Origin of the sequence: Sutcliffiella sp. NPDC057660, from assembly GCF_042800035.1 — a bacterium.
Taxonomy (GTDB): domain Bacteria; phylum Bacillota; class Bacilli; order Bacillales; family Bacillaceae_I; genus Sutcliffiella_A.
Genome location: NZ_JBHVHV010000013.1, coordinates 101,525 through 122,522, shown reverse-complemented (window position 1 = coordinate 122,522; position 20,998 = coordinate 101,525). Strand labels below are relative to the sequence as shown.

19 protein-coding genes are annotated in these 20,998 nt (G+C 47.1%); 1 reads left to right on the top strand and 18 read right to left on the bottom strand.

Features of this window, described 5'->3' with window-relative positions; genetic code table 11:
• Positions 1-69: 69 nt before the first annotated feature.
• Both ACFVAD_RS16245 and spoIIQ read right to left on the bottom strand, forming a co-directional pair.
• Positions 70-1,485 carry a PTS mannitol transporter subunit IIBC gene (locus ACFVAD_RS16245; protein WP_386642248.1) on the bottom strand — a complete coding sequence of 472 codons (1,416 nt, stop codon included), beginning with the start codon at positions 1,483-1,485 and terminating at the stop codon, positions 70-72.
• Between the two features lie 189 nt (positions 1,486-1,674).
• Positions 1,675-2,523, bottom strand: a complete 849-nt coding sequence (gene spoIIQ, locus ACFVAD_RS16240; protein WP_386642246.1) for a stage II sporulation protein SpoIIQ — start codon at positions 2,521-2,523, stop codon at positions 1,675-1,677.
• A 720-nt stretch (positions 2,524-3,243) separates the two neighbouring features.
• Here spoIIQ and ACFVAD_RS16235 point away from each other — a divergent pair.
• Positions 3,244-3,693: a VanZ family protein gene (locus ACFVAD_RS16235; protein ID WP_386642243.1), complete on the top strand. Its 450-nt coding sequence runs from the start codon at positions 3,244-3,246 to the stop codon at positions 3,691-3,693.
• 23 nt (positions 3,694-3,716) lie between these two features.
• On the opposite strand, the gene spoIID is transcribed toward ACFVAD_RS16235, so the two are convergent.
• The 16 genes from spoIID to ACFVAD_RS16155 all read right to left on the bottom strand — a co-directional run bounded on the left by spoIID (position 3,717) and on the right by ACFVAD_RS16155 (position 20,982).
• Complete coding sequence (gene spoIID, locus ACFVAD_RS16230; protein WP_386642240.1) at positions 3,717-4,736, bottom strand: stage II sporulation protein D; 1,020 nt, start codon at positions 4,734-4,736, stop codon at positions 3,717-3,719.
• 324 nt (positions 4,737-5,060) lie between these two features.
• Positions 5,061-6,365: a UDP-N-acetylglucosamine 1-carboxyvinyltransferase gene (gene murA / locus ACFVAD_RS16225; protein ID WP_386642237.1), complete on the bottom strand. Its 1,305-nt coding sequence runs from the start codon at positions 6,363-6,365 to the stop codon at positions 5,061-5,063.
• Between the two features lie 32 nt (positions 6,366-6,397).
• Positions 6,398-7,201, bottom strand: a complete 804-nt coding sequence (locus ACFVAD_RS16220) for a YwmB family TATA-box binding protein (protein WP_386642234.1) — start codon at positions 7,199-7,201, stop codon at positions 6,398-6,400.
• A gap of 695 nt (positions 7,202-7,896) precedes the next feature.
• Positions 7,897-8,127: a DUF1146 family protein gene (locus ACFVAD_RS16215; RefSeq protein ID WP_386642231.1), complete on the bottom strand. Its 231-nt coding sequence runs from the start codon at positions 8,125-8,127 to the stop codon at positions 7,897-7,899.
• 239 nt (positions 8,128-8,366) lie between these two features.
• Positions 8,367-9,896, bottom strand: a complete 1,530-nt coding sequence (gene nuoN / locus ACFVAD_RS16210) for an NADH-quinone oxidoreductase subunit NuoN (RefSeq protein WP_386642229.1) — start codon at positions 9,894-9,896, stop codon at positions 8,367-8,369.
• Between the two features lie 6 nt (positions 9,897-9,902).
• Positions 9,903-11,435: a complex I subunit 4 family protein gene (locus ACFVAD_RS16205; RefSeq protein WP_386642226.1), complete on the bottom strand. Its 1,533-nt coding sequence runs from the start codon at positions 11,433-11,435 to the stop codon at positions 9,903-9,905.
• Complete coding sequence (nuoL, locus tag ACFVAD_RS16200) at positions 11,432-13,300, bottom strand: NADH-quinone oxidoreductase subunit L (protein WP_386642223.1); 1,869 nt, start codon at positions 13,298-13,300, stop codon at positions 11,432-11,434. The genes ACFVAD_RS16205 and nuoL overlap by 4 nt, the downstream gene beginning before the upstream one ends.
• Before the next feature lie 220 nt (positions 13,301-13,520).
• Positions 13,521-13,835 (bottom strand): NADH-quinone oxidoreductase subunit NuoK, encoded by a 315-nt coding sequence (nuoK, locus tag ACFVAD_RS16195; protein WP_386642220.1) that lies wholly within the window; start codon positions 13,833-13,835, stop codon positions 13,521-13,523.
• Positions 13,832-14,353: an NADH-quinone oxidoreductase subunit J gene (locus ACFVAD_RS16190; protein ID WP_386642217.1), complete on the bottom strand. Its 522-nt coding sequence runs from the start codon at positions 14,351-14,353 to the stop codon at positions 13,832-13,834. The genes nuoK and ACFVAD_RS16190 overlap by 4 nt, the downstream gene beginning before the upstream one ends.
• Positions 14,350-14,769: an NADH-quinone oxidoreductase subunit NuoI gene (gene nuoI / locus ACFVAD_RS16185; protein WP_204412996.1), complete on the bottom strand. Its 420-nt coding sequence runs from the start codon at positions 14,767-14,769 to the stop codon at positions 14,350-14,352. Before nuoI ends, ACFVAD_RS16190 begins: the two co-directional genes overlap by 4 nt.
• A gap of 240 nt (positions 14,770-15,009) precedes the next feature.
• Entirely contained in the window at positions 15,010-16,023 is a 1,014-nt protein-coding gene (gene nuoH / locus ACFVAD_RS16180) for an NADH-quinone oxidoreductase subunit NuoH (protein ID WP_386642213.1), read from the bottom strand.
• The gene (locus ACFVAD_RS16175; RefSeq protein WP_224839742.1) at positions 16,023-17,123 is read right to left on the bottom strand and encodes an NADH-quinone oxidoreductase subunit D; all 1,101 of its coding nucleotides are present in this window, start codon (positions 17,121-17,123) and stop codon (positions 16,023-16,025) included. Before ACFVAD_RS16175 ends, nuoH begins: the two co-directional genes overlap by 1 nt.
• A gap of 3 nt (positions 17,124-17,126) precedes the next feature.
• Positions 17,127-18,389: an NADH-quinone oxidoreductase subunit C gene (locus ACFVAD_RS16170; RefSeq protein WP_386642210.1), complete on the bottom strand. Its 1,263-nt coding sequence runs from the start codon at positions 18,387-18,389 to the stop codon at positions 17,127-17,129.
• 2 nt (positions 18,390-18,391) lie between these two features.
• A complete protein-coding gene (locus tag ACFVAD_RS16165) occupies positions 18,392-18,904 on the bottom strand; it encodes a NuoB/complex I 20 kDa subunit family protein (protein ID WP_386642207.1) in 513 nt (170 codons plus the stop codon).
• A complete protein-coding gene (locus tag ACFVAD_RS16160; RefSeq protein WP_386642204.1) occupies positions 18,895-19,269 on the bottom strand; it encodes an NADH-quinone oxidoreductase subunit A in 375 nt (124 codons plus the stop codon). The genes ACFVAD_RS16165 and ACFVAD_RS16160 overlap by 10 nt, the downstream gene beginning before the upstream one ends.
• A 531-nt stretch (positions 19,270-19,800) precedes the next feature.
• Positions 19,801-20,982, bottom strand: coding sequence for an endonuclease (locus ACFVAD_RS16155; RefSeq protein ID WP_386642201.1), 1,182 nt, complete (start codon positions 20,980-20,982; stop codon positions 19,801-19,803).
• Between the last annotated feature and the right edge of the window lie 16 nt (positions 20,983-20,998).

The following is a 20,998-nucleotide window of genomic DNA, read 5'->3' as shown; positions in this document are numbered from 1 at the left end:
TTAAAAAGAATTTCGTGCCTGGAGCAAAGAGAAAGGACAGAGCTTATGAGCTCCGTCCCTCTTTTGTGGTTATTTCAATTTTTCGATAAGCTCATCATATTTAGGGCTGTTCAAGAAGTTCTCAACAGAAATATGCTTTGCTTCTGGATGTTTTGCTTTTGCACGATCGGTTAGATCTTTATGCGTGATGACAATGTCAGCATCCATCGGGATATTATTGATGGACGAGTTTGCGACATCAATGGAAAGTCCTGCCTTTTTCATTTTGTTCTTCATGATGGAGGCTCCCATTGCGCTCGAGCCCATTCCCGCATCACATGCAAAAATGATTTTGTTTACTTCTTTCTCTTCGACAGGTGTTTCTTCTTTTTTAACCAGTACAGAAGCTCTGCTTTCTTTTCCTTTTAATTCGGAAGTTTTTTCTGTCGCTTTTGCAAGTTCTGTTTCGTCGATTTCCTTTGATCCTTTTAAAATAACAGATGCAATCAGGAACGATACAACAGAAGCAACTAGCACACCTGCAATAACCGGCAGGAATCCACCTCTAGGCGTCAAGGCCATGACTGCAAAAATACTTCCTGGTGACGGCGCTGCGACCAATCCACCATTGAACAATAGTAAGGTGAATACGCCAGATGCTCCCCCTCCGATTGCCGCTAAAATAAGAGCCGGCTTCATCAGGATATACGGGAAGTAGATTTCATGAATCCCTCCGAAGAAATGGATAATGGTCGCACCGGAAGCGGACTGTTTTGCCATTCCTTTTCCGAAAACCATGAATGCCAAGAGGATACCAAGACCTGGTCCAGGGTTCGCTTCAAGCAGGAACAGTATGGACATTCCTTCTCGGGCAGCCTGTTCAATTCCGATTGGACCGAGGATTCCATGATTGATGGCGTTGTTCAAGAAAAGCACTTTTGCCGGCTCAATCAGAATGCTCGCTAGTGGCAACAGGTTTGCATCTACCAGTGTTTCTACTCCGGCTGCCAATGTCTTGTTCAGAGTCAATACGATTGGTCCGATTGCCTTGAATCCGATAATCGTAAGGATCCCTGCGATAATCCCAGCCGAGAAGTTGTTGATCAGCATTTCGAACCCTTGCTTCACTTTTCCATCAATGGCTTTGTCGAACTTCTTGATTGCATAACCACCAAGAGGTCCCATTACCATAGCCCCAAGGAACATCGGGATGTCCGCCCCAACGATGACACCCATCGTCGCAGTGGCACCAACTACCCCACCACGCAAGTCATAGACCATGCGTCCACCTGTAAAACCAATCAAGATCGGCAGCAGGTAATTGATCATCGGTCCAACTAATGTTGCCAATTCTTCATTTGGCCACCAACCAGTTGGTATAAATAATGCCGTAATCAACCCCCAAGCAATAAATGCTCCGATATTGGGCATGATCATTCCACTAAGATGACTCCCAAAACGCTGTATTTTCACTTTATAATTAGAATTTGAATTATTAGAGCTCATTTTTTTGCCCCCCTTGTCATTTCTTATCTTTATATTAAAGCGGTTTCATAGGATAATCCACTGATAGTAAAGTCCTATTTGGCAATGTGGTTGTTGACATTTTTAAAGAAAGGGAAAAGTGACAAGAAAAAAAGCACCCACTCTTAAGGAGGGGTGCTCTCGCAATCATTTATCTTACAAGACTTCGTATTAAGTTAGATAGCTGACGTTTTCTTCTTCCTCTTCGGAGTCAGTTCCTTCGTCGCCTTCTTTTTCTTCTCCATCTTCAGGCTTGTCTTCGCCTTCAGCTGGCTTTTTTTCCTGCTCGTCAGCCGGCTCGCTGCTCTCTTCGGAAGCTTGTCCCTCTTCGTCAAGAAGCGCTGTTACCGGTCTGTCAAAGTACTCAGTAGGATTTACTGCTACAGAATCTTTGCGAATTTCAAAGTGAACGTGGACGGAATCCTTGTTCATCAGGCTTGTACCTGCTTCTGCGATCTTTTGGCCTTGGTCTACGAAATCACCAGCTTTAACTGTTACATTGGAAAGTGCCTGGTAGTAAGTTTTAACACCATTCAAATGCTCGATTTCTACAACATTACCTAAAAGTCTGTCTTCTTCTGCACGAGTTACAGTTCCACTTAAAGATGCTACGACGTCAAACGTTTCGCCATCTTTCATTTTGATATCTACCCCAGTGTTTGGATGGTACATACCATTGTAGTATACGAAAGATGCCTCTTGCTCTTCCTCGGATGCATCCGCATCCCAGAATTGCTTTTCGATCACTGCGGAATTCTTGTCCGTCACCGGCATCACGAAGTTCTCGACTGGACGGTTAACCTCTACTGCATCGTCTTCATTGTATGAAGTAGTTGGTCCTTGTCCGTTGTTGCTTTCATCCTCTGGATTTGTTTCCGTGTTACCTGCTTGGAACATTAAAACCGCTGTCAAAATGATTGCTGCGCTTGCTAGGTAGATTGCCGGGAATACCCAACGCTTTTTCATTAAACGCTGCCAATTTGATTGTTGAGAAGTCCGTTTCTTTTCTTCCTCTCTCATTGTATCATCACCTCAGCAATCATTCTGAACAGAATCAGAGAATAATATACACAGAGACGAAAAAAATTTTAAAAAACTTATTTTTCTTCAAAGTTGGTGGAATTATGCATGAGGGGGGAAGTTTTTTTTGCAGCTTTTGTATTGAAGGGGGCCAGACCCCGGCAGGAGATGTGGGATAGGTGTCGAATAGTTTATAGTTTTGGTATGATTAGGTGGTTGAGTGTCGACTTTGGTGCCGTCATTTTGGCGGTTGCCTTGTTTGGTGGTCTCATAAAAACTTTTGGTGCCGTCATTTTGGCGGTTGCCTTGTTTGATGGTCTCATAAACCACTTTTGGTGCCGTCATTTTGGCGGTTGCACGGTTTGGTGGTCTCATAAACCACTTTTGGGACCGTCATTTTGGCAGCCGTACGGTTTGGTGGTCTCATAAACCACTTTTGGGACCGGCATTTTGGCGGTTGCCTGGTTTGGTGGTCTCATAAACCACTTTTGGTGCCGCCATTTTGCCAGCCGCACGGTTTGGTGGTCTCATAAACCACTTTTGGGACCGGCATTTTGCCAGCCGCATGGTTTGGTGGTCTCATAAACCACTTTTGGTGCCGCCATTTTGCCAGCCGCACGGTTTGGTGGTCTTATAACTAAACTCTTCAACCGCTTTTATAACTGCAAAGCTCAAATTGTCCATAACCACAACAATATACATGATAAAGGAGCACCCCATATGTTTCGCACCACTGTCAGATTTTATTTAAAACTCGCACCATTCGCCTATATGGCATTCATCTGGTTTCTATCCAGCAACCCAGCAGATGCATTCGTGGACACCGGAATGTCCTGGGACAACGCTTTTAAAGAATCACTCCATCTCATTGAATTCGGGATTCTGTACGTTATGCTCGCGCTATTCTTCCTAATAGACGGTAAACTCACAACAAAAACAAACATCCTCTGCGCAGCCATCGCCATCGCCTACGGCCTCACAGACGAAATCCACCAATCCTTCGTCCCTGCCAGGTCGGCAACCGTGATTGACTTTGTGAAGGACACAATCGGCGTGCTGATAGCATTTTTCTTTATTCATCAGGCATACTTCGGCACCCGGTTCAAAAAACTCGGTTACCTTTTACAAAAAATCGAAGCCAAATTCAAAAAGCCCGTATCACTCAAATAAGCGATACGGGTTTCTTTCTATTGTTATTGCTTCGCCGTCAGCTTCGTCAAATACTGCTCCGCACTCCCGATCTCGACACCTTTATAATAGTGCGCCACAATATCCGAATGCTTTTTCCCCTCAAGCGCCATGCCATTCGCTCCGTATTGGCTCATCCCGACGCCGTGCCCGTAGCCTTTTGTGGTGATGACGATGTTGTCACCCTTCCACTCCCAACTGAAGTCGCTTGATTGCAGTTTCAGCTTTTCGCGGACTTCCCTTCCTGTCAGCTGCTTGCCGTTGATTTCGACCGTATCGACACGGTTTCCGGTGGTGCGGGCGGTGATCTTTCCTACCGTGCCATCTGAACCAAGCTGTACGCCGAGTTTGTTTTGGAAATCGGCAACAGATAGGCTTACCTGCTTCAGGAATTTAGGCGTATCAATGTCCCATGGGCTATCGACACTACGTAAATATGGATATTCATTTTGCCAGTATTCTTCTGAGTTTTCCGTTTTCCCGTTGCTTGTGGAGAAGAAGCTTGCGGTGATCGGTTCATTGTTATAGGTAAGAATCTGGCCGGCTGTTGCTTTTACGGCTCCTGTCACTTTTGCAAGCTTCCAATCATAATCGCCTTTCCAGATCGCTTTAAGTTCTTCTTGCCCTTTATACACTTGATGTGCCACCGTATCCGTCACATCAGCACCCTCAGGCGTCCCAATCTTCTCCCCCGCCAACAGATGCCTTAAAATAAACGTTCGAGCAGCGAGCGCCTGTGCCTTTAATGCCTCTTCTTCAAAATCTGCAGGCATTTCAGAGGCCACCACCCCCACCACGTACTCTTCCAATGGAATGTTTTCTATTACATCTTTATTCGCACGGTACACCGCTACATCGATGGGTGATTCCGCTACTGATGACTGGGCCTGCTGCTTGTTCTGGAGTTCTTCGGCGAGTTTTCCACTCACTTTGTCGGTGAACGGCATGACTAGCAATGTTGGTATCATTAATACCATGACGAAAAGGATGGATGTGAGTACGATGAATGGTTTTAAGTTTCTCATAGCGTCGAGCCTCCGTTAAAAATTTTGAGTAGTTGTAAGCACCTTTACTCTTTCATTCTTATGGGGACGGACAAGCAATTATGACTAAAAACTGGGCAAGTTTTGTCAGGCGTTTCTATAGAAAGAAAGCGGGAGAAAAAATATCTCCAACACATTACGCATAACTGGAAAATGTTACATTCCTGTGAAAATGCATTTTTTTAAAAAAAGTGGAATAAAAATAATAGAACAATCCATAATAAATGAGGTGAAAAAAATTAAAAAGAGGGCCAGACCCCAGCAGGAGTTTGACCCTCTTCGTAGAATATATGTTATTAGGAAGGTTTATGCTTCTTTAATTTGCTCAAGGATGACTGTTTGTTCTTGTTCCATTGAGCTTACACGTTCGATGTCTGCACCAAGAGCTGCCAGCTTGTTGTGGAAGTTCACATAGCCACGATCTAGGTGTTTCAGTTCTGTAACGCGTGTATATCCATCTGCAATTAATCCCGCCAAGGTTAATGCTGCTGCTGCACGCAAGTCTGTCGCCGCTACTTCTGCACCCTGTAAGCTTGCTGGTCCGTTTATTACAACAGAACGACCTTCAATCTTGATGTCACCGTTCATGCGACGGAATTCTTCCACGTGCATGAAGCGATTTTCGAATACAGTTTCCGTGATCATACTTGTGCCTTCAGCCGCTAGTAGCAGAGACATCATTTGAGACTGCATATCAGTCGGGAATCCAGGGTGAGGCATTGTTTTAATGTCAATTGCCTTCAGCTTTTCTGGTCCGATAACACGTAATCCGTTTTCGACTTCTTCGAATTTAACGCCCATTTCTTCCATTTTGGCAATAAGTGAGCTGGAGTGTTCCGGCACTGCGCCTTCAACGATTACGTCTCCGCCTGTGATTGCAGCTGCTACCATGAAAGTACCCGCTTCAATACGGTCAGGGATGATGTCGTGTTTACAGCCGTGAAGCTCAGACACACCTTCGATTCTTAATGTTCCAGTACCCGCGCCGCGAACCTTCGCTCCCATAGAGTTCAAGAAGTTCGCCAAGTCCACGATTTCCGGCTCTTTTGCTACGTTTTCCATGATTGTCGTACCTTCAGCAAGCGTCGCCGCCATCATGATGTTTTCCGTAGCCCCTACACTTGGGAAGTCCAAATATATTTTCGCGCCTTTTAGTCTTCCGTCTACTTCAGCGTCGATATAACCATTTCCTACTTTCACTTTCGCACCCATCGCTTCGAATCCTTTTAAATGCTGATCAACCGGTCTAGAACCGATTGCACATCCACCAGGTAAAGCAATTTTCGCTTTTCCGTTTCGAGCAAGCAATGATCCCATTACAAGTACGGATGCACGCATCTTTCTTACATATTCAAATGGTGCTTCGATATTCAACTCTCTCGTTGCATCGACAGTTATACGATTATTTTCAAAATCAACATCGGCATTAAGAAAACGCAAAACCTCGTTAATCGTATAAACGTCGGAGAGCTCTGGTACATTTAAGATTTCGCATTTGCCTTTGCTAGCTAATAGTGTTGCGGCGATAACAGGTAGTACTGCATTTTTTGCTCCTTCTACTTTTACAGTACCTTTCAACCTTTGTCCACCGCGGACAATAATTTTTTCCAAAATTTTCCCCTCCGCGTCATATGTTCTATATATTAATATTCAACAGTAATAATTGGCGTGCCTACAATCACGGTAGTCTTATCGCCCAATCCTTGTTTTCGTAACCCAATTTGTAAGTTCATCTTTCCATGTTGTGTCGGAAGAACATTATTCCATAATTCAGTGTATGCTGAAACTGAAACAAAGGTATCTTCATTCAACTCTTCGATTACTCTTGCTGAAAATGCGTCCAACAAAATATTTGTCGTATTTTGCAAACCACCTTCAATTTTATCACTGAAATCGCCTGTCATACAACTAAATATTTCAATGTTCTCTTGAGAAATTTTGGTAAGATTAGAATGGAAGTCCTTTAGTATCTCCCTAGCCGAGGTTTTTTCCCAACCATATCCAGTGACCTCATATAATAAGTACGATGTCTTGCTTGAGTTTGTGTGGGTTGTGATGAGCTGAAGGGATTCTTCCTGCTTTAATGAATCATTATAATGAGTTCCAATCGCTTTCCACTGATCATCTTCCACTTCCACAGTCCAGTTTAAATGGCCCATCTTCTTTTTTAAACCATTTACCTCTTTTTGAAAACCTACTAAATCCCTAATTTTATAGACGTTGTTTCTGCCATAAAGTTTCCACTCTTTAATATTAATTTTTTTCTCTTGAAAAACCTGAGCAATTTCAAGTATCTCAGTACTGATTTCGGTTGGTAATTGAGCTCTGCTTCTTTCATTCCCAAGAATTACACCAGTAAAACATACAACCAAAACAAAAATCAAACTAATTACCCGCTGCACAGTCTTCTTCCCCGTTTCACCGCTCCAAACCTTATCTCTTGTCATATCCCCCACGTCCCTTTCCCACTTCTCTCCTTACTATCCATTCTTACCACCTAAAGCCGCGTCATACATGGGAATAATCGTCAAATTTCTCATTGTGGGTTAGCAAAAATACCACCAAAAAAACATCAAAAAACTTTAATTAGGGGCCAGACCCCGGCAGGAGATTTTCGACATATGTCGAAAGGCGCACACTTTTTAAATTCATTATTTTTTGTTGACTGATGTCAGCAAATGGCAGGACTTTTTACATGGGTATGCATTTAATTGGAGGATATTACCAATAGTTTTGTGGGTTTTGATCTTTAAGGGTTGATGGGATGTCGTTAAAAATGTGTTCGGGTAACTGTTTTTATTGTTTTCAGGAGGATTAGCTCCATTTTCTTAGGTTGAAATGGTGAACGACTATGCCAAATGCGTGCTTATGCACAAAAATGACGAGGATTCGCACAATTTTTTCAATTTGCGCTGAAAAATCAGGACGATTCGCACAAAACTTTTGATTTGCGCTCAAAAATGAATGGTTTATGCACAAAACCCAATCTTCGGCACAATCCGTCATTCCCCAATTCGTCGATTCGCTAATTGGCTATACTGCCGGCCGCACACTCTCCATTCCTAATCCTTTATACGTAACCAAATCAAAGAGCCGAGGCACACCACTTCGCCTCGGCTCCCTATTTTCGGTTGACTCCTACTTACCACATCATCGGCAATCGCTGCGACAGAAACAGGTAATCCAAAAAGAAATTGCTTACCGCTGATCCGATTGCAATTGTCACCAGAATTAACAGCAGTCTCATCTGCACCACACGATTCGGCTTCATCCATTTTTCATAATGGATGGCCTGCAGCGCCCACCAGGTGATGCTGATGAAAAGCAGATGCGACAGGATGCTGATCAATGATTGTACGCCAATACCAACCATACTGCATCTCCTTTCTCCATTTTGTAATTATTATTTATGTATACTTTTATCAGCACTTGAAATGATATAAGTGTTTAGAGGAAACCGTAACTTTAGCACTTTAACGCACAGCGGGTCAGGCCCCTATTAATTGGCCCCTATAAAAAAGAGAAGGAGCACATCCCCATGCTCCTCCTCCCATTAAACCATATACCCCTTTTTACTTCCAAACCGCTTGCCTATGCATTTAACCAGTTATATCATCTGCCAGGGGCGAAGAAGTCCATGAGCACGTCGAGGTTTCCGTTGTAGAAGTCGAGTGCCAGGCCTGGCATGATTCCAAATGCGATTGTCCCGAGTGCACAGAGGATGACCGTGATCCAGATTCCCACTGGTACGGTGATTTTCTCTTGGCTTGCTGCTGGACGGAAGAACATTTGGGTCATGATACCAAAATAGTAAAAATACGAGATGACGGTGGTTGCGATCAGCACCGAAGCAAGTACATATGCCTTGGACGGTTCTGTGATCGCGCCGACAAATATCCCTAGCTTTCCGATGAATCCGGCGGTTCCCGGAATTCCGGCAAGTGATAATAGGAAGATGCTCATCAGCACAGCCAACACAGGCGAGCGTCGGTACAATCCGGCGAATTGGCTCAGATCTTCGGAATCGTCCTTCGATGAAAGCACCTGCAATACAGCCAAAGCCCCGATGTTCATCAGAAGGTATGCCGCCAAGTAGAACCACATTGTCTCAAAGAGGAACAACAGGTTGATCGAGCTGATCGCGACAAGCAGGTAGCCTGCGTGTGCGATCCCGGAGTAGGCGAGCATTCTTTTGACATTGCGCTGACGCAGCGCGACTGCATTCCCGACTACCATCGAAACGACCGCAAGAATTGCAATCATATCTTTTAGCGAGAAGAGCATGGAGTTCTGCCCTTCAGCGGCAGGTGTCATCAAGAACAGCGTGATGAACAATCGTGCGATGATGACAAAGCCCGCCGTTTTGGAAACGACCGCCAGGAATGCCGTTACAGGTGTCGGTGAACCTTGGTACACGTCCGGGGCCCACATATGGAACGGGGCGGTGGCGAGTTTAAAGGACAATCCGACAAACATCATTACAAAGGCCATCATCAACAGGAATTGCATGTCACCTGCACGGGTTTGCATCAGGATCTGCTGCATTTCCAACAGGTTGGTCGTGCCGGTCAATCCATACACATAGCTCATCCCGAATAGCGTGATGGCAGTGGCGATTCCGCCGTTGATGACATATTTCATCGCTGCTTCGTTGGACTTCAGGTTCTTTTTGCGCAGTCCAGCCAGCACGTAGGAGGATAGGGACAATAGCTCCAATCCTACAAACAAGGTGATCAGGTCTCCGCTTGACGCCATGAACATGGTTCCAAGGGTTCCTGCCAATAGTAGATAGTAAAATTCTCCGCGATATTCCTTCAAGCCTTCCTTCGGTTCGTAGCTGACCGCCATCAGCATGACAAATGCCGATCCTGCCAACAACAGAAGCTTGAAGCCTTTTGCGAAGCTGTCCAATCGATAGGTTTCAAAAAGGATGCTCGTGACCCCGCCCTCATCAAAGTAGGACAGTACCACAAATAGGATCGCAGCCAATATTCCCGCAAACCCGATCCATCCGAGAATGCGTCGGTCCACGTATTTTGGCAAAAATAAATCCAACAGAGTTAAAAGAGTGATTACACCAAGGATGATGAATTCCGGTGCCATTGCTCCCCACTCAAAGCTGAGCAGCGTATCTAAATCCATCTTTCATCACCCTCCTATTCCTAAAATAATGGCTTCGATGGTTGCCTGAAGCGGTTCTGCCAGGATGCTTGGATAGACACCGATCAGCACGATGAAGAATAGCATCGCGACAACAGGAATGAATTCCACCCCGCGAATGTCGACCACTTTTTCCCCATATGCTGCCGTTTTCCCGAAGGTCATGCCCATCACCGCACGCAGCAGGTAAGTCGCTGTCAGGATGATTCCGAGTGTCCCGACTGCCGCCACAACCGGCATTTCCTTGAACAGTCCAAGGAATGCGAGGAACTCACTGACAAATCCGGACATACCCGGCAATCCTAGTGACGCCATTGCACCGACGAGGAAAAACCCTGCCGTAAGTGGCATCACTTTTGCCAAGCCACCAAGCTTGTCAATCGTTGTCGTGCCAACACGCTCATGCATCACGCCGATCAGGAAGAACAGGAGTGCTGCGATGAAGCCGTGGGAAACGACTTGGAAAATGGCTCCCTGGATGCCCGCTTCGTTCATGGAAGCAAGTCCGATCAGCACAATTCCCATATGCGAGATACTGGAGTATGCCAGTACCATTTTAAAATCTGTTTGAATCAGTGCAAGGAACGCTCCATATAGAAGGTTCACGACACCAAGAATCGCAAGAACGAGCGCAAGCTGTTCGAACTGCTCAGGGAAGATTCCCACCCCGAAACGGATCAGACCGAATGCCCCGATTTTCAGCAGAACGCCGGCATGCAGCATGACGATCGATGGCGGAGCCTGAACGTGCACCTTCAGCATCCAGCTGTGGAGCGGCACGATCGGCAGCTTGATCCCGAATGCAACAAGCAGCGCGATCAACAGGCCAAGTCGGAAATCATCCGTCATGCCGCCGATCAATGCATCGTTGCCGGAATGGAACAGATACGTGATATCCGCAATATTCATCGTTCCTGTTTTTGCAAAAAGAATGACAAAGACGATAAGCAATATCGCAGATCCAAGTCCGTTGTAGATAAGGAAACGGTATGCGGCATTCTCTTTTTCAAAATAACCCCACTTCCCGATCAGGAAGAACATCGGAATCAACGTCAATTCAAAGAAAAAGAAGAATAATAATAGATTTTCAGAAGCAAAGACTCCCAGCATCCCGATCTGTAATAGAAGGAACAGGATGAAGTATCCCTTCCACTCTTTTTTGATATGGATGGAGGCAATCGCTGCAAGCGTTGAAAGCACGGCGGTCAGAAGGATCATCACAAGTGAAAATCCATCGATGCCAAGCTCATAGGAAATCGGCTGGTAGAGCTCGATCCCGTAGAGGCCTTTCATCGCTTCCTTGTTGCCGAAGCTGAACCATTCCGCTTTTACGGCAAATTGCTCCAGCCCCGCTCCCGCCTTGTACTGCCAGAACGCGATGATGGCGAAAATCAAGGAAGGCAAGGTTGCTGCAAAACCGACTATTTTGATCAGCTTCTCGTTTGTTTTTGGTATAAACAGTAGTGCCAGTACACCTAAAAGAGGGGCGAAAATCAAGATTGACAAGAACAAGCTGTTCATCCTATGTACCCCCCTGTGAATGCAAAAATAAGCAATAGAATGGCCAGGCCGACAAATGCGACAGCGCTATAGACCTGCGTCTGGCCGTTCTGCATTTTCGCGCCAAGGCGTCCGATGGATTGGGTCGCATAGGCGATGCCCTTCATCGTCCCGTGAACGAGGAATTCATCGACATACTTCAGGAAGAGGCTGATTACTTTGGTTCCGTAGACGAATGTCATTTTATAGAACTCATCGACAAAATATTTGTTTCGTAAGATTCCGTACAAATGCGGTGCTCCTGTGCTGAACGTCGCACGGTCGATGGAACGGCGGTAGTAGATCAGGTACGCAATGCCGATTCCAACGATGGAAACGAGGATTGCAGCGACCATGATCCATGCCGGGCCTTCAATATGGGACGGGCCGTACATGTCGGTTCCTTCTGTCAGCCAATCTCCCAGGAAATGACCGAACCACGGGGTATTCATGTACCCAGCCACGACTGCCAAGACGCCTAGCACCATCATCGGGATGGTCATGACGGACGGCGATTCGTGGGCATGGCGCTGGTCCCCGCGTGCCTCGCCGGTAAAAACCAGGAAAAACAGGCGGAACATGTAGAACGCAGTAAAGAATGCAGCAATCAAGGCTAGTGCAAAAAGGAACGGATTCCCGTTTACCCAAGCGGCAATCAGGATCTCTTCCTTACTGAAGAATCCGGAGAACAATGGCACCCCGGTGATCGCGAGCGTTCCGATCAAGAACAGGATTCCGGTTGTACGCATTTTTTTCCATAGTCCGCCCATCTCATCGATATTCTGGGTATGTGCGGCATGGATGACGCTACCTGCTGCAAGGAACAGCAAGGCTTTGAAGAAAGCATGTGTGGTCAGGTGGAACACCCCTGCCACATAACCAGCAGAGCCCAGCGCCAGCATCATGAAGCCTAACTGACTCACAGTCGAGTAGGCTAGTACTCTTTTAATATCCTTTTGAACAAGGCCGATCGATGCGGCAAAGATCGCGGTGAACGCACCAACGATTGCAACTGTCATCAAGGCTGTTTCACTTGCTGCGAATAGCGGGAACAGGCTCGCTACCAGGTAGACCCCTGCTGCAACCATTGTCGCGGCGTGGATGAGGGCGGATACCGGTGTCGGACCTTCCATCGCATCCGGCAGCCAGGAGTGCAGCGGGAATTGACCGGATTTCCCCATCGCCCCGATGAAGATCAGGATCGCGATGAGGGTCAGCATGCCTGCAGAAATCACTCCTGCATTAACAGCTGCAAAAATCGCATCATATTCAAAGCTTCCAACCTGCCAGAATAAAAGGATGATCCCGATGAACAATCCGACATCCCCGATACGCGTCATGATGAACGCTTTTTTGGCAGCAGCTTTTGCATCTTCTTTAAAGAAATAGAATCCAATGAGCAAGAACGATCCCAGTCCCACAAGCTCCCAGAAAATATAGAGCTGGAGCAGGTTAGGCGAAATCACTAAGGCCAGCATGGCAAAGGTAAAGAGCCCGAGGTAGGCGTAGAAGATGTGGAAACGCTCATCTCCGTGCATATACCCTTTGGAATAGATATGTACTAATAAGCTGACAAGTGATACTACGACAAGCATCAAGGCATTCAATTGATTCACTTCATATCCCGCCGTCAAGGTCACATCGCCGATTTTAAGCCATTCGAATGTGGCCTTGAAGGTTGGTGCCGAAAACCGCTCCCATAGTGCCATTATAGAAAAAATCAGTGAAAAGCCGATGAGCGCCATTCCCACAAACGCACTCGATTCTTTCAGTTTTTTCCCAATGAACAAGAGTAGGATAAAGGAGATCAGCGGAAAAAGCGGGATGATCCAAGCATTTTCCATCATCGTATCAAGTCCCCTTCTCTTACGCGGGCTTGTATTGTTCCCACGCTTTTATCAAGCAAGTTCGTTAATTCCGGGTTCAAAAAGGAGGATAAAAAGAGCAAAGAAGTTCAAGGAAGCGAAGGCTCGAGCACCGCAGTGTATTATGAGATACATGAGGAGCGGAGAGACTAAGCTGACGCAGAAATTCGAAGCTATTTTTACCGGACTTTTTGAACTTCCTTTAATTCTTCAACGAATTCATTTCATCGATATTTACCGTCTTCCGGTTGCGATATAGCGCAATCAGGATAGCTAACCCTACCGCTGCTTCAGCTGCTGCGACCGTTATGGTAAACAGAGAAAACACTTGCCCTGTAATCGACGGGTTAATACCAAATTTACTAAAAGCAACTAGGTTTATATTCACCGCATTCAGCATCAGCTCGATACAGATCAGCACGATGACCGTGTTTCTTTTGGTCAGTGCCCCGTAAAGGCCGATACAGAATAGAATGAGCGCTAATACCAGGTAGGCCGATAATGGAACTGTTGTCATTCCTTTGTCGCCTCCTCTTCCACGTCATCGCGTTTTGCCAAAATGATCGCTCCGACAAGTGCCACTAGCAACAACACCGATGTCAGCTCGAATGGAATCACGTATTTTGCATAGATGGCAAGACCGATCTGCTCAGTGTTGTCCACATGCAGGTCAGCGGCACCGCTGCCAAGATCGAGGTTGTACACGCCAAAATACATCAGCCCGGCGAACCCTAGGACACCAAGGCCCACGAGAATTTTCCGAAGAAGTCCCGCAGTCTCGGTTTCATCGTTATGGCGCGTAAGCATGATCCCGAACAGCATGATGATCGTGATGGCACCGGAGTAGATGAGAATCTGCACAAATGCCACGAACTCAGCGGAAAGCATCACATAAATGCCGGCGATGCTGATGAAGGTGAACACAAGAGCGACGACCATGTGCACGACCTTCGTCAGATTCAGCATGAGCACGCCACCGGCAATCGCAGCAAGCGCGAGCCCTATGAAGGCAATAAATTCACCGGATATACTCATGCTTTATTCTCCCTTCTGATGTTCGTATCGTTTTCATCAAGCCACTCGAGATTCTTGAAAAGTCGATCGCGGCTATATTCCGCAAGCTCGAAGTTGTTTGTCATGATGATCGCTTCTGTCGGGCAGACCTCTGTACAAAGATCGCACAGGATACAGATTTCAAAGTTGATATCGTACGTATCGATGATTTTCCCTTTTTTCGTCGGATCCGGATGCTTTTTCCCGGTAAGCTGGATACAGTCTGTCGGACAGATGTTGGCACACTGGTTACAGACGATGCACTTTTCCGGGTAGAATTTCTGGATGCCGCGGAACCGATCCGGTAGTGGAAGCGGCTCCTTCGGGTAGTTGTATGTCACTTTTTTCTTGGATAAGTTTTGTAGGGTATATTTCAAACCTTTTGCAAGACCGCGCATTTCGCTTCACCCCTATTCTTCCGTTACGCTAAGTAAGAAAGGCATTTTTATTGGTGTTTTTGTTAAAAGTTTGCCCGTTGATTGCAGCGAGGGACACAAGATTCCCCGGGGAGGGTGGGAGCCTCCTCAGCTTTGCCTGTGGGGTCTCCCACTTCCCTCTAAGTTCCCGCAGGAGTCAAGTGTCTTCCGCTACAATCAACTCACGGTTTTAAACATTTTTTTAAAACAACAAATTAAACATTATTTAAAAAAGATTTCCTTAATGATCGCTGTGAAAAAGATGTTTGCCAAAGCAACCGGCAGTAGTACTTTCCAACCGAATTCCATCAGTTGATCCGCTCTGAGGCGAGGGAACGTGACACGAATCCAGATAAGGAAGAATACGACTAAGCTGAACTTCAACGCGAACCAGATGGCACCAGGAATGAAGTCCAGGAATCCGCCGAATGGAGCCAACCAGCCTCCAAGGAAAAGGACGGTTGTCAAGGATGCCATTGCGAACAGGTACACATACTCCGCAAGCATGAAGAATGCCCAGCGGAAGCCGGAATATTCGACATGGTAACCTGCTACAAGCTCCGACTCCGCTTCAGGCAAGTCGAATGGTGTACGGTTCAGTTCTGCGACAGAGGCAATCATGAAAATCAGGAATGCCGCTGGCTGCAGAAGGATGAACCAGGTTGTATCGCCTTGCGCTGCCACGATTTCGTTGAGGTTCAAGCTTCCTGCTAAAAGAACCACACCGATTACACTCATGACAAGCGGTACTTCATAGGAAATCATCTGTGCCGCAGCACGCATGCCTCCTAAAAGTGAGTATTTATTATTGGACGCCCAGCCTGCTGCCACAACCCCAACTGTCGTGATGCCGGAAATGGCGATGTAGTACAGCAAGCCGACCCCGATATCGGCAAATTGAAATTTGTCGGTGAACGGAATCGCAGCCAGCACCAGGAATGCCGGTGTAAACGCGATGACTGGCGCCAAAATGTATAATGGTCGGTCCGCATCCTTGGGGATGGTATCTTCCTTGATTAATAGTTTCAGGACGTCTGCCACAGTTTGCAGGAGGCCCCATGAACCCCCAACCTGGTTTGGTCCCATACGTCCCTGCATGAAGCCCATTACTTTACGCTCAGCCAGGATTCCGTATGTAACGAAGCCAAGCACCGCAAGTAACAGGGCTGTTGCCAGTCCGAAGAATATGAAAAAATTCGTCCAGGAAGGTGATGATTCCAGCAGATTTTGTACCATTAACCATCAACCTCCCCAAGGACAATATCAATTGCCCCCAAAATGGTGATCAGGTTCGCCATGTTCTCCCCTTCAAGCAGCTTCGGCAAGATCTGCAGGTTGTAGAACGATGGGCGACGGAACTTCAGGCGGTATGGCTCTTTTTTTCCATCGCTGGCAATATAGCAGCCGATCTCCCCGCGAGGAGATTCTATGCGTACATATGCCTCACCCTTTGGCGCCTTGATGATCCGCGGCACCTTCGCCATGATCTCGCCCTCTGCCGGGAACTGTTCCACCGCTTGCTCGATGATTTTCAAGGACTCCTCGATTTCCTCCATGCGGCAATGGTAACGTGCCCATGCGTCCCCACCATCACGGGTCGGAACATCAAAGTCAAAGCGGTCATAGATGGAATACGGCTCATCCTTGCGAAGGTCCCATTTTACGCCGGTACAACGCAGGTTCGCACCACTAAGTGAGTATGCAAGTGCATCCTCCTTCGTATAGCGGCCCACCCCTTTTACACGGCTCATGAAAATCTCGTTTCCTGTCACCAGGTCGTGATAGCCCTTCAATTGCTCCCTCATATAAGGAACAAACTCGGCAACTTTTTCAATCCAGCCCTCCGGCGCATCCCACTTCACGCCTCCAACACGCATATAGTTGAAGGTCAATCGGGCACCTGACAGCTCATTCAAAAGATTGATGATCATTTCGCGCTCACGGAACGCATATAGGAATGGACTGACCGCCCCGATATCGAGGAGATACGTTCCATACCAGACAAGATGACTCGCCACACGGCCAAGCTCCATCGCAAGCACACGAAGGTACTCGGCACGATCCGGGATCTCAAGCCCCATCATCGTCTCCACTGCGTGACAGAGCACATAGTTGTTTGTCATCGCAGATAGGTAGTCCATGCGGTCCGTATAAGGGATGATCTGTGTATACTGCAGGTTTTCCGCAAGCTTCTCCGTCCCGCGATGCAGGTATCCGACGACAGGTGTAGCCTCCTTGATGATTTCCCCATCAATCTTGACCACCAGACGGAACACCCCGTGCGTACTCGGATGCTGCGGTCCTACATTTAAAAGCATTTCCTCCGTGCGAATCATCTGCTACACCTCCACATCGTACGGCTCATAATCTTTTCGAAGCGGATGACCGACCCACTCATCCGGCATCATGATTCGCGTCATATTAGGATGTCCGGTAAACTGGACCCCAAGTAGGTCATACGTTTCACGCTCCGGCCAGTTTGCTCCCTCCCACAATGGCACAAGGGATGGGATGACAGGATTGTCACGATCTATTTTCACCTTCAATGCCACCGACTGACGATTCTTATAGGAGTAAAAATGATTGTAGATCTCCATGTGCGTCTCAAAATCAGATCCGTGCATCTCCGACAAATATTCAAACGTCAGCTGTTCATTATATCTTAAAAATTCTGCTATTTTAAAATAGGTCTCGGGTTTGGCAACCAAAGTCGGTACATCTTTGGAAAGGGCATTAATATAGGAATCTTCCAAAACGTCCTCGCCGAGATGGTCGTTAATCACCTTGACGTACTTGTCCAGGTACTTCTGGTTCGGGGATGGCGCAGCTTGTGGTGCGTCCGCATCCTCTGCTGCTCCCGTGTCGCCGCCCGCTTTTGCTGCTGCCGCTGCTTTGGCCTTGGCTGCCGCTGCTGCCTTCGCTTTCGCCGCTGCGATTGCTTTCGCTTTTTCTTTGGCTAGGTCATCGCCTTCAGCAGGCTGGTCTGATGCACCACCTTCGCGGTTCTGCTTTGCGAGTGCCGCTGCCTTTGCCTTGGCGGCTGCCGCTGCTTTGGCTTTTGCCGCTGCGATCGCTTTTGCTTTTTCATCGATTCCTGCGTCACTTGAGCTTGAGTCGGCGTTTTCACCGTTTTGCTTCGCCAGAGCGGCCGCTTTGGCCTTCGCTGCTGCTGCGGCTTTTGCTTTTGCCGCGGCTGCCGCTTTCTTTTTTGCGAGGTCGAGGTCGTCTGCGTCTCCTGCTGATTCTGCAGGTTCGGCCTGTGCTTCCTGCACTTTCGCTTTTTGCTTGGCCAGTGCTGCTGCCTTTGCTTTCGCTGCGGCTGCAGCTTTCTTTTTCGCAAGCTCTTTTGCATCATCCTCTGCTGGTGCTGCTGTTTCTTCAGCTGGTGCCGCTTCCTGCATTTCTTTCGCCTTTTGCTTCGCTAGTGCCGCTGCTTTGGCCTTTGCCGCCGCTGCCGCTTTCTTTTTCGCAAGGTCCACGTCATCAGCTGAATCGCCGCCCGTCTCCTGCTCCTGCTTCGCTTTCAATTTTGCCAGGGCTGCTGCCTTCGCTTTCGCCGCGGCTTCCCTCTTTTGTTCTTCTAGGCTTTTTTCATCGCTCACTACTAGATCACCTGCTTCCCTGTCTTAGCTTCGTGGCGAATTTTCTCTCTCAATTTATTGATTCCATAAATAAGAGCCGCTGGATTTGGCGGGCATCCCGGTATGTACACGTCTACAGGTACAATCTGGTCCACTCCTTTGACAACGGCATAGGATTTGATATACGGACCACCTGCAGTAGCACAGGATCCCATTGCAATGACCCACTTCGGCTCAGGCATCTGATCATATAGGCGTTTCAGGACTGGTGCCATCTTTTTCGTCACGGTTCCTGAAACGATCATACAGTCCGATTGGCGCGGAGATGTACGGAAAAAGGACCCAAAGCGATCCAAATCGTAATGAGAGGAACCTACCCCCATCATCTCGATCGCACAACAGGCAAGTCCAAATGTCATCGGCCACATCGAGTTTGAGCGCGCCCATGCTTTTAGCTCCTCCAATGTTGTAAGGAAGACGGTCTGCTTGAGCTCTTCCATTTCCTCTGGTGATACACTCTCTAGATTTAGATCCATTTCAACACCTTCTTCTTCCAAGCATAGATTAATCCGATCAGCAGCATCACGACGAAAATCAGCATCTCAATCAATGCAAAGATTCCTAATTTCTCGTATGCCACCGCCCATGGATAAAGGAAAACTGTCTCTACGTCAAAAATGACGAACAACAGAGCAAATATGTAATAACGAACATTAAACTGGACACGTGAATCATGAAAAGGATCAATTCCACTTTCATAGGTCGTTTGCTTAGCTGCAGTCGGTTTGTGCGGACGCAACAGTCTCCCTATCGCAAGCGCAACCACCGGTAATAAAACCCCTAGAGCCAAGAATACAACCACGATCAAATAGTTATTTTGATATAAGTTTAGTAGATTCATGCCCGCCCCCTCCGAAGCTTTCTATTTTTCAGACTGCTCTCAATATTTAAATTTGTAACCGATAACAATTATACCAAATACCAATATCTGTGTCACCATCATATATCCTTATTATGACTATTGCTTCGGGAATGGAAGTTTGTTGTTTGTTATTTCACATTTATTAGGAATTAGGTATGGTTTATGATTATTTTGCAGGGATGATTCTATTTTGGTTTTTGAGACCATGATTTTCTTTTGGCGTGCGATTGCGGTCTCATTCCACCTTTTTGAGACCACCATTTCCTTGTTTCTGCCCGATCGCGGTCTCATTCCACATCTTTGAAACCGCCATTTCCTTGTTTCTGCCCGATCGCGGTCTCATTCCCCCTTTTTGAGACCGCCATTTCCTTGTTTCTGCCCGATCGCGGCCTCATTCCGCCCTTTTGAGACCACGTTATCCCTTCCGGCGACCAATCGTGGTCTCATAACCTATAAAACTCTCAACATCCATTGAAAAAAGACGCTTGGCAGCTCCCAAGCGTCTCTTCTCTACCAAATCAAATCCGCAAATTCCGGGTGGTCTATGAACGGGTTACGGTTGCCCTGGTAATCTTCATAAATGATATTATTCCGTCTGATTTCACGGGCATCAACTGGGTCTTCCTCATGCCACTCTAACAGGACGGACATTTTCCCGTGATACGGGGCACTTCCATTGTTCACATTATTGTTCAGCTCCAGGTCGAGTTCGCCGCTGTCCCCTTCATAGCGGACCGCCATATAGAATAGCATCCGGGCGACGTCCCCTTTCACTTCATCACGAGGCTCCCAGGAATCGCTGTCGTAAAAATTGCCAAGCGCCTCTGTATGTTCCCTTCCTCCGTTGTCGAAATCGAGATTGCTTCGAGAAGAGTTAACTGAAGCATCTGTCGGTCTTAAATGATGGAGATCGGTGCCTGGCCCTCTCGATGTTCCGAAGTCACCGTGGGATTTTGCCCAGACATGCTCGCGGTTCCAATCATTTGCTCCCCCGCCATTTGAGGATTTCGATTGGGAACGGCCTGTATAAAGAAGAATGACGTTGTTTGGATTGTTTGGATCTTCATCTGTTACTCGCAAGGCTGCCCATAGCGCGTCATAGGAGAGAGTCTGATGGTCATCGATGATGTTATGGAGTGCTGTTTTCAACGCTGAGCCCGTTTTGCCTTCTGCGTCGCTATAGTATTCTTCGTAGGCAGGAGGTGGATCTACCGGGTCTTCAGGGTCCGTGGGAGGCGGGTCTGTCGGATCCTCCTCTCCTATCAACTCGAATGCTGTTGCAGACTTCAACCCGGGATGTGAAAAATAAGCAGCAAGGGAGCCGGTCACTTTAATTTTTTCCCCAAGCAGGTCCGGATTGCTTTTCAGACCGAAGCTTGTTCTGAATGATGAAGGAATCTGTACATATATCATGTTTGAAGTATTCAGTTCCGTGGATGTATCGGCTAATGCGAAAGCATAATCGTTTGGAAAATTGCTCGTGACGACAGTTGTGGTGGAAGTCGGCTGACCTACAATATATCCTTCCACTGTCTGCGTGGAACCATTTTGACTGGATATTGCCTGGGTTACTGTCAAAGGTGATGTCCAGGACCCCGAACCATCTGCATTCATCTGACTTGGTGAAACCTGGCCACATGCAATGGTAAAAGAGAAAAGAAGAGCAACAATGCTGAGGATTTTCCTGTTCAAGTATTCCGCCTCCTTG